Here is a 15,486-nt window from a genome sequence, read left to right as displayed (position 1 = left end):
CTTGAATATCTTCTTTCACTTATCTATTGACCTCTCCAGGTGGTGTGCATTCTTATTGCTTCTTATTGAGAATAGATTTTGATGACATTTTTGGTGATTTACTGTTTCTCAAATGCCTTTTTTCACTTTATCTGTTTGTTTTGATGCTCCCTTTGATTTTCATCTCCGTAATTTCCCTCTGTAACATTTTGGGGTGCGGAATGTGGGATAAAAGTCCTGCGAAAATCATGGGCAGAAAAGTTTGTTACCCCAGCTTCTACACCCCGTTTTTCCAGAATAAACAGCACTGCTTGAGGTGTCAGTTGTCGTAAAGTCACCGCCCCAGATTTATTAATGTGACAGATTAAAGCTCCAGATTCCCGCCCTCTAATTTCTAACCAATCTTCGATAATTGGTAAAACTCCATCTGGTAAATAAACAGTTCTATCTTTACCACCTTTACCACTGCGGACTTTCACACTGCCAGAATGGAAGTCACTCAACATTAATTTTACTGATTCCCCCCGGCGTAACCCCGCACCTCGCAAAATTGCTATCAACGCCGCATCTCTATAACCAATGGGAGTAGGGTCATCAAAACAAGTTTGCATCAGGGTATTAATTTCAGTTTCAGATAAAAAACGCCCCTTCAATTCCTTAGACAGCTTGATATTAGCGATATCTACCGCCCTAGCAAAATCTTTAGCATCCATTAATTCAAGTCGTAATGCTTCTTTCAAGACTCTCCTTAATGCACTCAGCATTTTATTAGCTGTGGCTGGTGCATATCTTTCCATCAGTATACACCGTAATAAGGCTGTATGTTTATAACGCAGTTCAGCCCAATTTAATGTCAGCGCATCACATTCATTGCTGGTAAGGATACGAGCGATAGCGAAGCGCTCCGTAGGAATCGCATCCAATGCCTGTTTCATCGCCGAACGAGAACCGGGAGATAGAGCAGCAAGATAGACAGCAGCGGGGTGTTGAGTTAGGGAGGTGGGTGCAGTCAAAGCTAGGGAATTGACAACAGTTATTTCACCAATTTCCGGGGATTCATTCATTTACTTATCCGAAGATGCCTTCTAGCTAGTTATATTCTGATAAGTAATATTGTAATTTGACCTTTTCCCTCTCTAAAATTTATTTGGCATTGATTGGGTAATTTCTGTGGGGGGCTGCAAGCGCAAGCAGTTCGCAGCGATAGCGAAGCACTCCGTAGGAATCGTTATCGCTCTATAAAAATTTCCCCTAAGAAAATTCTGCACGATGTTCTCAATTCCGGTTTTCCCCAGTCTGATTATTTTCCCTCAAGAAAATTCTGCACGGTGTTCTCAATTCCGGTTTTCCCCAGTCTGATTATTTTCCCTCAAGAAAATTCTGCACGGTGTTCTCAATCCCGGTTTTCCCCAGTCTGATTATTTTCCCTCAAGAAAATTTTGCACTGTGTTCTCAATCCCGGTTTTCCCCAGTCTGATTATTTTCCCTCAAGAAAATTTAGCAGTGGTTTTCCCATAAATTCACCAAGTCTAGCGTTGCTGTTATCAGGGGCAAGATAGGCTGAAAGTATTACCAATAAAGGTTTTCAGTTACCACCCTGCCAAACCGGGAGAATCGTACGAATCGGCTGAAACCTAGACACAGCAATAGTTTCCAGACCATGTTGCAGGTTTTTACAAGGATCTCGGTTTACTACCTAATAGCTAGTAATCATACTTATGAGCGATAATATGAATGATTAAAACCAGTATTTAGGAGGTTACGATGTTTATCTTCAATAGAAAAATTATTGCTAATACCGCGACAGCATCTTTGATAGCAATGATTGGCGTTCTTTTAACTAATGCAGCAGCCAAAGCTCAAGAAACAACTAAGATAGAGTGCGTTAAAGAATATATTAAAATAGGTGTGTCACCTGATGCTGCACTAGGAGAGTGTAACAAAAACAACTTAGGCGATTGTGTGAAAAAATTAACTGCTTCAAAAGTGGTTATTACGGGAGTATCAGAATCTCAAGGCCGTTACTTAGTTGATATTGGTGATCAGGAATCAAGATGGTTAGAAGGTAAAAAATGGCAAGAAAAAGGATGTCTTGCCAATACACAAGGGCAATATAAAAGACAAAGTGATAATATTAAAACCTTTTGGGGTACTCAACGCTCCTATGAATGGTTCAGACAAGGTTTTTGCTCAACACCAACGATTCAGCTAGAGCAAAATTACACAATTGGTGAAGCGAAAACACTTTGTGAATTAGGTATTAAACCAAAAGACTGATATCTAATTGCTTACTCCAGTTCCTACCAGTGGACTTGGTAAAACTGGTTTTATTCACATAAATTTCCCTCAAGAAAATTTAACGATTCTCAAACCCCGACAGTTAAACCGCGACAATGATATAATAGATGTCGTGGTTTAAATCCGACCAGGGCATCATGAACAAAAAAGAAGCCGCAGCATATTTGGGCTGTAGCGAAAGAGCCATAGAAAGATACGTACAAAGCGGTAAAATATCTTGTAGCTATGAAAAAGGTAAAACCCGCACTGTAGCAGTATTTACGCAATCAGAACTAGATAAAATTAAATATCAATCGGAGTCCGTAACACCAGCTTATGAAACAATACCAGAACCACGACAAACCGCGACATTAGACGAGAATGAGCTAACAATATACCATGATGAACCTGTCGGGGTTGTCGAGGTTGGCGATATTTCCAAACTATCGGCAATGGTGGAACTGCTTCTGGTTAGGCAACAACTAAAGGCCAGCGACAAACTGGTATTAACTGTTGATGAGTGCCATCAACTAACAGGATTCCCAAGGGAAATGCTTAAAGAAGCGATCGCTAATGGTCAATTACCAGCTAAGAAAATTGGTAGATCATGGCGGGTAAAAAGAAGCTGCTTAGATGCTTATATAGATGACGTATTATAATGCCGACAAACCACGACAATAGCAAAGTAAAAGCTGGCGATATGCGATGACTACAGCAGACGAAGCCATTACTAAGCTGTCGGGGTTGTCGTAATTATTGTGAGAGAATCAATAAATTAGTAAAAAGTTAAGAAAATACTATGGATAGGATGTTAAAAGTTTGTAGTCAATGTCAGCATGAACATTACTTTGAGGACTTTTGCCCTGGCAATTGTGACAACTGCAATTCTCCGTTAGTTGGTAATGCTTACCCAGTTAAATTATTAGATCAAGTTACTCAAGCAATAGATATTATTAGCAATCGGCTTGATTATAACTTTGATGAAGCATTAAATTATCTTTTTAAAGTATTGGCAGCACCTCAAGTTAGTGAAAACTTATTAAACGATCCAAGTATTTGGAAAATCTTGCAACCTCCAAAATAGTACACTAATTATAATTTTCATTGATTTTAATTGATGTATCAAAATTTCCCGTACAATCAATGGCGGCGTGTACAGCGTCGCTTTTTTTATATAATTTTATTGTACAATCACTGATACACAAATTAACACTTGTATAGTAAAATAGTACAAATTATTCTTTACAAAACTATGACTAGTACACCTTTAGAGCCAAGTTTGAAGGATAAAGTCTTTGAAATTTGTGAAAACCTATATAAAAATTCAGAAAAAATTACCCGTAAAAAGGTACGAGATGTACTAGGCGGGGGAAGTTATGAGTACATTTCGCCATTGGTGACAGAGTGGAAAAACCTTAATTCTGTACAGAACCAAGAAATTGAAGGTACAGAAACAGAGGAACAATCTAAGTAGGTCGGCGGAAAAGTTTATAACTATGTAACGAAAAGTTAAGAAGAAGTATGTTCGTTAAATTTAATACGTTCTGTACTGTATTGTCCTTTTTCTCCCCTGGCTTTAACCCCATTCATTACGGCATAAGCAAGGTCTAACTCGTCCTCAAACATTTGTCCCGATAGTTCATCTTTTTTGAGATGCTGCCATTCCAATTCAATTGGATTCATTTCCGAGCAATATTTGGGCAGAAAGAAGATATATAAGTTCTGACTCTCCCATTTTGACCATAACTGTTGCACTTCCTTACATCGGTGTATTGGACCGTTATCCTGCACTATCACTCTTATTCGTCCGTTTTTTTCGGCTTCTTGCGCTTCTTGTTCCATCATTTGGATATAAGATTTGCGATTAAGTAAGTCGGCGCAAAGAAACCAAACTATGTAAAGATAAGTAAATACGGAAAATAAATCTAGTGAGGTGATTAAAATATGGGTGCTCGTTTAAGGGTATTTTTAACTCGTGAGCAAGATAAAACCCTGTTGAACCTAAGAACAAGGGATTTGCCGCAAAAAGTCAAAGATAAAGCCGAGGTAATTAGGTTAAATTCACATGGTTGGTATGTAGAAAAAATAGCTGCTCATTTTGACTGGACTCCTCAAACAATCAGAGAAATCTTACATAAATGGGAAAAACAGGGTATAGAAGGACTTTGGGAACTACCTGGTCGAGGGTGTAAACCAAAGTATGGTGAAGAAGACATAGTATTTTTGGAAGAATGCCTAAAAAAAGAACCACGAACATATAACAGTGTTCAATTAGCTCAAAAATTAGAAAGCGAACGCCAAATTCAATTGAGTCCCGACAGATTAAGACGGGTACTCAAAAAAAGGGGGTCATTTGGAAACGAGCTAGAAAGAGTCACAAAGGAAAACAAGACCCCAAAAACAGAGAAATTAAGCAAGCAGACTTAGAGATGTTGACACTATCTGCGGCGGCTGGAGAAATAGACTTGAAATATTTGGATGAATCAGGGTTCTGTATGTGGAGCGAACCAAGTTATACATATTATCAGCGAGGTGAGCAAAAACATTTAGAACAAACAAAGCGTCGTGGACGGAGATTAAGCATTATTGGGCTGATTCAACATGAGGTTAGCTTTGTTTACGGTTTAGTTATTGGTGGTGTTAATCGCAAATCTTATATCCAAATGATGGAACAAGAAGCGCAAGAAGCCGAAAAAAACGGACGAATAAGAGTGATAGTGCAGGATAACGGTCCAATACACCGATGTAAGGAAGTGCAACAGTTATGGTCAAAATGGGAGAGTCAGAACTTATATATCTTCTTTCTGCCCAAATATTGCTCGGAAATGAATCCAATTGAATTGGAATGGCAGCATCTCAAAAAAGATGAACTATCGGGACAAATGTTTGAGGACGAGTTAGACCTTGCTTATGCCGTAATGAATGGGGTTAAAGCCAGGGGAGAAAAAGGACAATACAGTACAGAACGTATTAAATTTAACGAACATACTTCTTCTTAACTTTTCGTTACATAGTTATAAACTTTTCCGCCGACCTACTTACTCCAAATTTTTGAGCAGCTTTTAAGGCTATGATAAAAAAGATTGTATCTAAGCCTTTTATAAACAGTTTATCCATGACTCTCCCCAATTTATCGTCGTTGAGATATTCTGGTTTTACTCCTGCTCCTATTAAATGCTCACAGGCGATTGTTTCAAAATATTTGGGAAACATATATAACGGTTTGGAGACAAATCCTAACCCGTTTATTATCATGGCTTTTACCACTTGACCTGCATTTACTTTTTCGTCTTTTTCGACTCCTATTAATTCATTTATTATTTCTACTATTCCGATTGAATCTATGATTCCTGCTACTATCCCTAGATGGTCTAAGTAGGTCGGCGGAAAAGTTTATAACTATGTAACGAAAAGTTAAGAAGAAGTATGTTCGTTAAATTTAATACGTTCTGTACTGTATTGTCCTTTTTCTCCCCTGGCTTTAACCCCATTCATTACGGCATAAGCAAGGTCTAACTCGTCCTCAAACATTTGTCCCGATAGTTCATCTTTTTTGAGATGCTGCCATTCCAATTCAATTGGATTCATTTCCGAGCAATATTTGGGCAGAAAGAAGATATATAAGTTCTGACTCTCCCATTTTGACCATAACTGTTGCACTTCCTTACATCGGTGTATTGGACCGTTATCCTGCACTATCACTCTTATTCGTCCGTTTTTTTCGGCTTCTTGCGCTTCTTGTTCCATCATTTGGATATAAGATTTGCGATTAACACCACCAATAACTAAACCGTAAACAAAGCTAACCTCATGTTGAATCAGCCCAATAATGCTTAATCTCCGTCCACGACGCTTTGTTTGTTCTAAATGTTTTTGCTCACCTCGCTGATAATATGTATAACTTGGTTCGCTCCACATACAGAACCCTGATTCATCCAAATATTTCAAGTCTATTTCTCCAGCCGCCGCAGATAGTGTCAACATCTCTAAGTCTGCTTGCTTAATTTCTCTGTTTTTGGGGTCTTGTTTTCCTTTGTGACTCTTTCTAGCTCGTTTCCAAATGACCCCCTTTTTTTGAGTACCCGTCTTAATCTGTCGGGACTCAATTGAATTTGGCGTTCGCTTTCTAATTTTTGAGCTAATTGAACACTGTTATATGTTCGTGGTTCTTTTTTTAGGCATTCTTCCAAAAATACTATGTCTTCTTCACCATACTTTGGTTTACACCCTCGACCAGGTAGTTCCCAAAGTCCTTCTATACCCTGTTTTTCCCATTTATGTAAGATTTCTCTGATTGTTTGAGGAGTCCAGTCAAAATGAGCAGCTATTTTTTCTACATACCAACCATGTGAATTTAACCTAATTACCTCGGCTTTATCTTTGACTTTTTGCGGCAAATCCCTTGTTCTTAGGTTCAACAGGGTTTTATCTTGCTCACGAGTTAAAAATACCCTTAAACGAGCACCCATATTTTAATCACCTCACTAGATTTATTTTCCGTATTTACTTATCTTTACATAGTTTGGTTTCTTTGCGCCGACTTACTTATATCTCAATTTCAGCAATACCCAGGTAGTAAAGGTGCGATTATTCTCAATTCAATTGCAGCAGTTAAGCGACTAACTCCGTTTTTTCAGGAACTTTTAAAATCTGATAATTTAATAGTGGGAGAAAATACAGGTTTATCAAGTAAAGGAGAAAAAGAGTTAAGTTTTGTGGCTGATTTGGTTCTGGGTACAAGTACAATAGATGTAGGAGTTGATTTTAAAATTAACTTTCTAATTTTTGAATCATCAGATTCTGGTAACTTTATTCAACGATTAGGAAGATTAGGCAGACATGATGGATATGAAAAAAATGGTCAAGAAATTAAGTTTGATAATTTCACAGCTTATGCTTTAGTTCCTAAGTTTTTAGTTGAGCGTTTATTTCAAACAAATTCACCACCATTACAAGTTGATAATATTTATGATCGTCCATTTTTGCAACAAACTATAAAAGAGCAATATCGTAAAATCAATGATTTTCATGGTTATTATCGCCGATGGGGTGCTGTGCAGTCATTTTGGTTATGTTGTAAATTGAGCGATCGCACTATTAAACAACAGTATGCTAAAAGTCGAGAAAAGTTCCAAACAGCCTGTGAACAAATATTTAATACAAGTTTAAAATCACAAGCTGGACATATTACAGGATGGGCTAAAAACTGGAAAGAAATGTCAGGTAAATCAGGAAATCCCATTGCTGAAGATGCAGCGAGTTTTCGTGGTTCTAGTCCTTTGCAATGTGGTTTATATGATTTGACAGAAATTAACGAAGCAGAAAGATTTAAAACTTATGATTTACCGGGAATTTTAAGCAACTTAGAAATAGAAATGTGGACGGAAGCAGGATTCATACGGACATTAAAAGAAACTGCCCAACGAACCGGACAACCCATAGCTAAAGGTAGATTTGCTCATTGTCTCGCATTTATCAAGTTACGTTCCTACCGTGAGGAACGGTTGAACTGGAAATTTACCTATTTTGGAGACTTGCAACCCATAGCTGACGCTTGGAAAGTACAGGTTTTAACAGGGGTGGGAGTATGGCAACCGGATAATGCTTGGATAGGTCAAATTGATAAAAAGCTGAAAAAAGAGGGGTTAGTTTGTTATGTAATTCGTCGTCCAGTTGCTGAAGTGCGGATGCGGTTAAGGCTACCTATGCACTTTCAACTTTATCCCATCAGTGATCAGTACAGTATTCATGAAGCAACTCAGCCCTATTCTATAGCTTTTGGTCAATCTGCGCTGCTACTGGATACGCTTGCTTATACGTTTAAAAGCAAAGGAGATGAGATATGGATTGCTTGAGGTTACGATCCCTAATAGGGATTAAGGAGTTGTATTAATGCCTTGATTACTTCTTTACTACAATTTCAATCCCTGATAGGGATTAGGGTTTATTTTCAAGGCTTCCTTAGTATATATCTTAAAAAATCTCATAGAAAAATTCTTTTATTGCCAGATTTTTTTGATATCTTTACTAGTAATCTTTTATACTCCTTAAGAGTAAGCTCATTTGAGTATAAATGAAATAAAGCAAAACTAATCTTGTTTTAATACGCTGTTAAATTTTTTTGAATCTCTAATCCTGTAAATAGACTTTTCCGATTTACTTCTTTACTACAGACCTTTGTATGTTATATTATGAATGAACCGGAAAAAAGTTATCTCAGTTCACCTATATAGAGTCGCACCTTATAGGTTAGCACTAGCATGGCTGATTCGGCGCAAACCACTTGAGGTAATTTTTTATGAAAGAAAACCTTCCAAATCGTATGCTACAGCTTATGTCAAATGGTTGCTGGCATTCTACAGAAGAACTAGTTGACAAAATCAGTCACCGATTTTCTGCAACCATGTATGTTTTGAGAAAACAAGGTTATGTCTTTGAAGATCGTCGTATTGAAGGCCAACGAAGGGAGTGGCGGCTAGTAGTAGAGTTACAAGTGACCGCTTAAAAATAATTTCTTGCATATTGGGGTACTCCCATTTCCTGAAAATAGCTAATAGGGTGCGTTATCCATAGCGTAATGCACCCAAATCAAAAATTAGGAAATATCAAATGGAAAACAACACTCCCACAATTACAGAACTTCAAAAACTATCCTCACAATTTACTGAAAAAATACCTTACTTAAAAATGTTAGTCCTGTTTGGTTCTAGAGCTACTGACAAAACTAATATAAATAGTGACTGGGATTTTGCAGTTTTGTGTGATGAAAAACAACGTCAATCTTACATAGAAAATAATATGTCTGGTTTATTTGAACTGCCAATTTTGATTGGTGAAGTTTTGAAAATAAATCCTGATATCATAGATACTGTCGAATTAAATCAATGTTCTTGGTTAATTGCTCATTTTGTTGCGCGTGACGGAATTAGTTTATTTGAAAAACACCCTGGAGAATTTGATAACTTCCGCTTAAATTCAGTAAAAACTCAATCAGAGTTAAAAAAATTCCGCCAAGAACAACACCGAATTATTGAAATAGAACTAAATAAGTGGGGAGCATGAATAATCTAGACCCAGAAATAGTTTTAGCTAGACTAAAGCTCATTGCCAAATATTACAATACTTTAGAAGAATTTCGTTCTATTAGTCTTGATGAATTTTTAGCTGATTTTCGTCAACAGCTTATTGTAGAAAGATTGCTGCAATTAATGACTCAAGCAGCGATAGACATCAACGACCATATATTGTCAAAGCTAAACTCTGGAAAATCCTATACTAATTTTGAGGCTTTCATTGAATTAGGTAACTCTCAAATAATTACACCAGAATTAGCGAAACAAATAGCACCATCATCGGGATTAAGGAATCGGTTAGTTCATGAATATGATGATATAGATCCCAAGCAAGTTTTTATGGCAATTAATTTTGCTTTACAGCAATATCCGCTTTATGTTAGACAAATTAACTCTTACTTAATTTCATTGGAAGAAGACAATGGCTAAAAAAAGTAAAGATGCAAATGAACATCAACAATTATCACTTTTAGAACTAGAAAATAATTCCGATTCTGAAACCTCAGATGATGATTGGTTATCGGGTGATTTTGGTTTTGATGGAGATAATGACAGAACTATTGAAACTAAAGGACAATTACTCACACTCAAATTATTAAGAGAAGCAATACAAGCTGAAAATCCTCATGATCAAGTCATGGCAGATTTTAGCGAATATGTGTTACCAAATTTGCTTAAAATTGCTATTGGTGTCACTGCTAAAGGTGGTAAATTCTTTGATGAAATTGATGAAAAACGAGAAGCCGAAGGGAAAACTAAAGTTAGACGTGATAATGCTGCTGACCAATCTTTAAATACACACTTACTCAATGGCTTATTTCCAGCAAATTTAATTGAGCAAAGATTAGAAAAACTGGATACTACAGTTAAGCGATTAGTAAAAGATAAAGAACGACGTTTAGTAATTGCTGGCTTTATTTTACATGATTTTGAAAAATTCCCAGATGCACCTGAAGAATGTCGCAAGTTACCTTTAGATGAACATCGCAAAATTATTGATGAAAAAGTCAAACAATTAGGACTTGATAAATTTATCAATCCAGATAATCCCGACATTTATCAAGAATATATTGATGATTTATTGTGTATGGCTTATAATGCACAACGACGCTGGGATACTAACTGGAATTTTTCTGAGTTTGGCTTAAATCCTGCTCTTAAAGACCGCACTATTCGCAGTTTATCAGATTTAACTTGTTTAGCTGATTCTCTCGCTTCAATTATCAAACATCCCCAAGATGCAGAAAATACGAGACTTAATGAAATTCTCCACAGTCTCAGTGATGGTAAATTGAAATTTATTTATCATCGCATAGCCGAAAATAGAGGTGTTTTAACCAACGTTGTTAATAATGCTGTAATTCAAGCTCACACTAACTTAAATACTGCTGAAAATACATATTATCAACCGTTGTTATATCTACCAACAGGGGTAATTTATCTAGCGTTACGGGATGCTCCTCCTATTTCACCTGAAACTTTACCAGATTTGGTAGTTAATAAAATTAAATCCCTTTGTGCAGGTCAATTAAAACTCAGACAAACGGGATTTGGTAGAGATGGTAAAGGGACGAAATATGCCGAATATTACAACCTATTTTTTGAATCTCCTGCTTTAATGCAAGTGGCTTTAGATGCGACTTTACGCATTCTCAATACTAATAAACCTTCTGTTGCTAAAAGTCGTAGTGAGAATTTAGTGAAGTTCCAAAAACAGAATGTTTTATCTCCTGATTATGATTTTAAGTTTGATGATAGTATCCGTATTGATCAAATTGCCGAATTTGGAGATTTAATTACTCGCAAAATTTGGGATGAAATAGTTAATAAAATTGAAACTGAAAGGAAGAAAGATAAAAAATTACCAGAAGTTCCAAATTTTGATTTAACTCACAAAGTCGCAGAATTTTGGAATTTAACAGAATATTTACCGCAGGTTCGAGAAATTCAACGCATTAATGAAAGTTTGAAAGAACAAAAACTCAAAGGTAATACAGGAGGTGTACCTTATGAATGGTATTATCTAGCGGCTAAATATTTAGAAAAACACCCAGGTATTGAAGATGTCCGCGAAAATTGTCAACAGGTAATTTATTACTTAACAGATTTAATTTCCCCAATTCTGGCACAATATCAATTACCTGATGGTTGGGATGATTTAAGACTGTGGGTATCAAGAGTTGTGATGTTACCCACTACCAATACAGAAACATCTGTCAAAACTGAAGTTGATAATTTTATCAATGAGTTGAGTAATTATAATGCTGCCAAAAAGCCAGGAAGAGGTAAACAATTAATTTGTTCAATTTCTCATTCAGCTTATACTGTCACTGAACAGATGGAATCAGCAGTTTTATTTACACCTCAAGTTTATACAAATAAACAAATGTTAGGAGGTTCTAACGCTAAACGCAATATTTCTAGTATTGCGGGTGTAGAAATGATGCTGAGACAAATTCTCATGAATCAAACTCAAGCTGTAGGAAAAAGATTTGAAGATGGGAAATATCGCTATCTCTATTTTTATCCAACTTATTACTTTACCCCAGAAACTAATAAGTTTTTACAAAAAGCTTACATGAACATTGCTCAAACTCGTTTTGATACTAGCATCCGTAATCATTTCATTAGTAAAGATTTACAGGTAGATTTAGGTAAAGAAAACTATCAAAGTGTGGATAGTTTCTTAATTGATGAAAATTTAGATAGTGAAAAAGACCGCACATTTAAACTTTCTTATCCTGAAGATCAGCCTTTAACATTTTACTTCATGGCTTTACCACCAGGACGAGATAGCACTGATACAGAATCTTGGGTAATGCCGAGTTGGTTAGCATTTGCTTTTCCGATGATTTTAGATGTAAAAACTGTAGTTTCTGAGTCTCCTATTCCCCCATTTAATGATGGTGCAGAATTTGAAGAAACAGTATTTCTTGATAGTGCGCCTCATGCTTTCCGTACTTTGGTGAAAAGAGATAGATTTCGTCTTGATTATATCTTGGAAGGCTGGGAATATTACGGTATCCAATATCCGGCACCTTTAAATGTTTTAACTGCTGCTTATGCTATTCATTTAGATGTCAATGCTAGACAAGGAAAGACTGGTTATGATGCTAATTGGGGTAAATTTACGGAATTAGCAAAGGATTTGGAAACCAGTCCTCTTTATGTCTTTGCTTATCTTAATAAATGGGTGCGTAATCAAAAAATTGAAACGGCAAGGATTGAAAAAATCAAACTTTACACCTATCATTTTTACCCTTGTTTTGACCCCTATACAAAATTTGATTCAACTGAGGAGAAATTAATTGTGGAAGAAAAATCAACTTTGAATCATCCTAAAAATTTAACGGAACTTTATCGCCGTTTTTATCGAGCCAATAAAAGGTTTAATCCTAAAGCTAATGCTGTTTTAAAACCCATTGATATTGCTGCGGATATTATTCTCAAAGCAGATTTATGTATGTTTGGTGGAGAAGTTTTAACTTCAACTGTAGCGGCAGAGGTTTTTAAACTCATGGATCGGGTACATTCTTCTACTGCTGAAGGACGTTGGATTATGAGTAAAAGGGAGGAAGAAAGACAAGCTGTTTTAGAGTTTGCAAGGTATTTTGTAGAGGATGTTTTTGAGGGGTGTTTTAAGAGCGATCGCGCACGTTTAGCAGGCCGTCAATTGAATCTAATTCGAGATACCTGTGAATTTCTTTACCGTTTAGAAGATGATAAGGAAAATACTGGAAAAGATGAAAAATCTAAATCTGAAGATGACGATAATCAACCGTAAATTTAAAATAGGGGTTCAGGAGTTCTAAACTCCCATACTCTACCCAAATTAAGAAACTTAAAACCTAATTAACCTCATTTAGGAAAAACATCATGACACTCTTAAAAACCGTTGACGCTAAATTATTTCAATCAGAAATTCCCTATAAACCAATGGGAAAATATGCCCACTTTCTCACCGTTCGCATTACTGAATCTTATCCTTTATTTCAAACAGATAGCGAACTTAATAAAGCACGGGTAAGGGCTGGAGTCAAAGATAAAAATACCATTAGCCGTCTTTCAATGTTCAAACGTAAACAGTCAACACCAGAAAGATTAGTAGGTAGAGAATTACTCCGTAAATATGAATTCATGACAGCAGAAGAATGTGAATATAACGTATCTTTTGCAATGGATAATCCTGATTGTATAATTTACGGTTTTGCTATTGGTGATTCTGGTTCAGAAAAATCAAAAGTAGTGGTAGATACGGCATTTTCAATTACAGCTTTTGATGAATCTCATGAAACCTTTACTCTGAATGCTCCTTTTGAAAATGGTACAATGGCTTCTAAAGGAGAAAGTGGTTCTAAAGCTGGTGAAGTTACTAGCAGAATTAATCAACAAGATCACATTAGACCACAAGTTTTCTTTCCTAGTATTGTAACACTCAAAGACCCCACAGAAGCTAGTTTTCTTTATGTTTTTAATAACATTCTCAGAACTCGTCATTATGGCGCACAAACAACCCGCACAGGTCGCATTAGGAATGAATTAGTCGGTGTGATTTTTGCTGATGGAGAAATTACCAGTAACCTGCGGTGGACTCAAGCCATATACGATCAAATGAAGGCTAATAATACCCTCAAATCCCCAGATCCTTTAGATGAAGATGATGTAATTACATCGGCTAAAAGTGCAATTGAGAATTTAATGAATGATGAATTTATTGTGCATACAGATTTAATTGGTGATGCTTTTATACCTCTAGTCAATGAAGTTAAAAACCTCACAAATAACGAAGCAGGAATTAAATCACTTTTACAACAAGCTAATGATGAAGCTAAGGCTTATGCTAAAAAGCATATTAAAGGTAAATCTGAAGAAGCAAAAACCGCAAAGCCAAAAGCAGGTAAAAATGCTAAAGCGGAGTAACAAAAATGGTGTTTATCTACCGTTGTCAATTAGAACTACATGACAGCCTCTATTTTGCCACCCGTGAAATCGGCAGACTATACGAAACAGAGGCAATAATTCATAACTACGCCCTCTGTTATGCACTTGGTTTAGTTGATAGTGAAATCTACTCAACAACCGTTGCTGAAGAAGATTCCTATCGCTATTTCTGCCCCGAACAAGTACCAAAATATGAAGCACATTTAACTCCTTTAAATGAACAAGGAATCTATATAACTCCGGCTCGATCTCTGAGGCATTCATCTATTCTCAATACATGGAAATATGCAAATAATAACTACCATGTAGAAATGGAAAAAACCCAAAAGAATATTCCCAGTTTTGGTAGAGCAAAGGAAATTGCACCAGAAAGTCAATTTGAGTTCTTTCTAATTTCTCAAAAAGAGATCAAATTACCTAAATGGATTCGTTTAGGTAAATGGATGAGTAAAGCAGAAATTACGGTTGAGAAATTACCACAACCAAAAATCAAAACTGATTTATTTACCTGCACTCATCCTTTAAATCCTTTGGATGTCATGTTTACTAATCAAGTTATTAGCTATGATGTGGTAAATATGCCACCAGTAAGTCTGATTCAAAATGTGCAAATACAAGGGGAATATTACTATTTTGATGATATCAAAAATGTAAAACTTCCCAAGTTAATGCAATACCGTTTTCGGAGTTAATTATTTTCCAAAACCTTTACCGCTCTTCTTTGTTTTAGGAGAGCGTAAAGGCATTAATTCAGTCATCAAACTACCACGATTTTGTAACATTAACTTGCGATTTCGATCACGTTGATAAGTTGCTATTTCTTCAGCATGAGGATGATCTGGATCTATTTTGAGATGGGTAATAGACACTATATATAGTGCTTTATCTTCATCTTCGGGATTATCGTTCTTGCTGACTAATCGGCACATAATCCCACCTTCATCCCCAGAATAAGCTACCCAATCAACTTCAAATTCTTTCTCTGGATTTATTATGTCTCCTCTTGTCTTCAGCATTTTCAATAATTCTTTTGCCACCTTAACTTTAATTGGTAAACTGGCTTCTAACTTTTTACTAAGTGCTGTTGCTTCAAGATAATTATCAACTGTCATTTGTCTTACTCTTTATTCAATGTTAATTACTTTATACGTTCTATAGTCTGAATCTTTCTTAGTTTTCATTATCTATTTACAAATTGTGCCACACTGCAAAAATT

Annotated in this window: 17 protein-coding genes and 2 pseudogenes; 13 read left to right on the top strand and 6 right to left on the bottom strand. The window is 36.1% G+C overall.

What is annotated here, in order from left to right:
• Positions 1 to 122 precede the first annotated feature (122 nt).
• Positions 123 to 1,043, bottom strand: a complete 921-nt coding sequence (locus BMF77_RS25560) for a tyrosine-type recombinase/integrase (RefSeq protein WP_246863033.1) — start codon at positions 1,041 to 1,043, stop codon at positions 123 to 125.
• A 700-nt stretch (positions 1,044 to 1,743) separates the two neighbouring features.
• On the opposite strand from BMF77_RS25560, the gene BMF77_RS25550 reads away from it, so the two are divergent.
• From BMF77_RS25550 to BMF77_RS25535, 4 genes are all read left to right on the top strand, one after another.
• Positions 1,744 to 2,256 carry a hypothetical protein gene (locus tag BMF77_RS25550; protein WP_015081690.1) on the top strand — a complete coding sequence of 171 codons (513 nt, stop codon included), beginning with the start codon at positions 1,744 to 1,746 and terminating at the stop codon, positions 2,254 to 2,256.
• A gap of 158 nt (positions 2,257 to 2,414) precedes the next feature.
• Positions 2,415 to 2,915, top strand: coding sequence for a helix-turn-helix domain-containing protein (locus BMF77_RS25545; protein ID WP_148766675.1), 501 nt, complete (start codon positions 2,415 to 2,417; stop codon positions 2,913 to 2,915).
• 140 nt (positions 2,916 to 3,055) lie between these two features.
• Entirely contained in the window at positions 3,056 to 3,340 is a 285-nt protein-coding gene (locus BMF77_RS25540; protein ID WP_148766673.1) for a hypothetical protein, read from the top strand.
• Positions 3,341 to 3,508: 168 nt separating this feature from the next.
• Positions 3,509 to 3,730 carry a DNA-binding protein gene (locus tag BMF77_RS25535; protein ID WP_148766671.1) on the top strand — a complete coding sequence of 74 codons (222 nt, stop codon included), beginning with the start codon at positions 3,509 to 3,511 and terminating at the stop codon, positions 3,728 to 3,730.
• Positions 3,731 to 3,765: 35 nt separating this feature from the next.
• Here BMF77_RS25535 and BMF77_RS25530 read toward each other — a convergent pair whose 3' ends face one another.
• A complete protein-coding gene (locus BMF77_RS25530; RefSeq protein WP_256370354.1) occupies positions 3,766 to 4,152 on the bottom strand; it encodes a transposase in 387 nt (128 codons plus the stop codon).
• A 48-nt stretch (positions 4,153 to 4,200) separates the two neighbouring features.
• Between BMF77_RS25530 and BMF77_RS28440 the strand changes: the two genes are divergently transcribed.
• Together BMF77_RS28440 and BMF77_RS28435 are read left to right on the top strand one after the other, a co-directional pair.
• Positions 4,201 to 4,683 (top strand): helix-turn-helix domain-containing protein, encoded by a 483-nt coding sequence (locus BMF77_RS28440; RefSeq protein WP_246862970.1) that lies wholly within the window; start codon positions 4,201 to 4,203, stop codon positions 4,681 to 4,683.
• Positions 4,578 to 5,255 (top strand): IS630 family transposase, encoded by a 678-nt coding sequence (locus BMF77_RS28435; protein ID WP_246863152.1) that lies wholly within the window; start codon positions 4,578 to 4,580, stop codon positions 5,253 to 5,255. Before BMF77_RS28440 ends, BMF77_RS28435 begins: the two co-directional genes overlap by 106 nt.
• Before the next feature lie 37 nt (positions 5,256 to 5,292).
• Here BMF77_RS28435 and BMF77_RS25520 read toward each other — a convergent pair.
• The 3 genes and pseudogenes from BMF77_RS25520 to BMF77_RS28425 all read right to left on the bottom strand — a co-directional run.
• Positions 5,293 to 5,631, bottom strand: a pseudogene (locus BMF77_RS25520) (DUF4277 domain-containing protein); the annotation flags it as partial.
• Positions 5,632 to 5,670: 39 nt separating this feature from the next.
• Positions 5,671 to 6,348 carry an IS630 family transposase gene (locus BMF77_RS28430; RefSeq protein WP_246863152.1) on the bottom strand — a complete coding sequence of 226 codons (678 nt, stop codon included), beginning with the start codon at positions 6,346 to 6,348 and terminating at the stop codon, positions 5,671 to 5,673.
• Entirely contained in the window at positions 6,243 to 6,725 is a 483-nt protein-coding gene (locus tag BMF77_RS28425; protein ID WP_246862970.1) for a helix-turn-helix domain-containing protein, read from the bottom strand. The genes BMF77_RS28430 and BMF77_RS28425 overlap by 106 nt, the downstream gene beginning before the upstream one ends.
• Positions 6,726 to 6,794: 69 nt before the next feature.
• Here BMF77_RS28425 and cas3 point away from each other — a divergent pair.
• The 7 genes and pseudogenes from cas3 to cas5d form a co-directional block, all read left to right on the top strand.
• Positions 6,795 to 8,111 (top strand): annotated as a pseudogene (gene cas3, locus BMF77_RS25510) (type I-D CRISPR-associated helicase Cas3'); the annotation flags it as partial.
• Between the two features lie 443 nt (positions 8,112 to 8,554).
• Positions 8,555 to 8,761 carry a hypothetical protein gene (locus BMF77_RS25505; protein WP_148766669.1) on the top strand — a complete coding sequence of 69 codons (207 nt, stop codon included), beginning with the start codon at positions 8,555 to 8,557 and terminating at the stop codon, positions 8,759 to 8,761.
• Positions 8,762 to 8,865: 104 nt separating this feature from the next.
• Positions 8,866 to 9,318 carry a nucleotidyltransferase domain-containing protein gene (locus BMF77_RS25500; protein ID WP_148766667.1) on the top strand — a complete coding sequence of 151 codons (453 nt, stop codon included), beginning with the start codon at positions 8,866 to 8,868 and terminating at the stop codon, positions 9,316 to 9,318.
• On the top strand, positions 9,315 to 9,758 hold the full coding sequence (locus tag BMF77_RS25495) for a DUF86 domain-containing protein (RefSeq protein ID WP_148766665.1): 444 nt from the start codon (positions 9,315 to 9,317) through the stop codon (positions 9,756 to 9,758). The genes BMF77_RS25500 and BMF77_RS25495 overlap by 4 nt, the downstream gene beginning before the upstream one ends.
• Positions 9,751 to 13,113: a type I-D CRISPR-associated protein Cas10d/Csc3 gene (gene cas10d, locus BMF77_RS25490; protein ID WP_148766663.1), complete on the top strand. Its 3,363-nt coding sequence runs from the start codon at positions 9,751 to 9,753 to the stop codon at positions 13,111 to 13,113. The genes BMF77_RS25495 and cas10d overlap by 8 nt, the downstream gene beginning before the upstream one ends.
• 92 nt (positions 13,114 to 13,205) lie before the next feature.
• Positions 13,206 to 14,249 carry a type I-D CRISPR-associated protein Cas7/Csc2 gene (cas7d, locus tag BMF77_RS25485; protein WP_148766661.1) on the top strand — a complete coding sequence of 348 codons (1,044 nt, stop codon included), beginning with the start codon at positions 13,206 to 13,208 and terminating at the stop codon, positions 14,247 to 14,249.
• 5 nt (positions 14,250 to 14,254) lie between these two features.
• Complete coding sequence (gene cas5d, locus BMF77_RS25480; protein ID WP_148766658.1) at positions 14,255 to 14,962, top strand: type I-D CRISPR-associated protein Cas5/Csc1; 708 nt, start codon at positions 14,255 to 14,257, stop codon at positions 14,960 to 14,962.
• Here the strand turns inward: cas5d and BMF77_RS25475 are convergent, their stop codons facing one another.
• Positions 14,963 to 15,382, bottom strand: coding sequence for a hypothetical protein (locus tag BMF77_RS25475; RefSeq protein ID WP_148766656.1), 420 nt, complete (start codon positions 15,380 to 15,382; stop codon positions 14,963 to 14,965).
• Between the last annotated feature and the right edge of the window lie 104 nt (positions 15,383 to 15,486).

The sequence above is a fragment of the Dolichospermum sp. UHCC 0315A genome (assembly GCF_008121535.1).
In the GTDB taxonomy this organism is placed as follows: Bacteria; Cyanobacteriota; Cyanobacteriia; order Cyanobacteriales; family Nostocaceae; genus Dolichospermum; species Dolichospermum lemmermannii.
The sequence above is the reverse complement of the archived record's forward strand: the minus strand, read 5'-3'. Positions and strand labels throughout refer to the sequence as shown.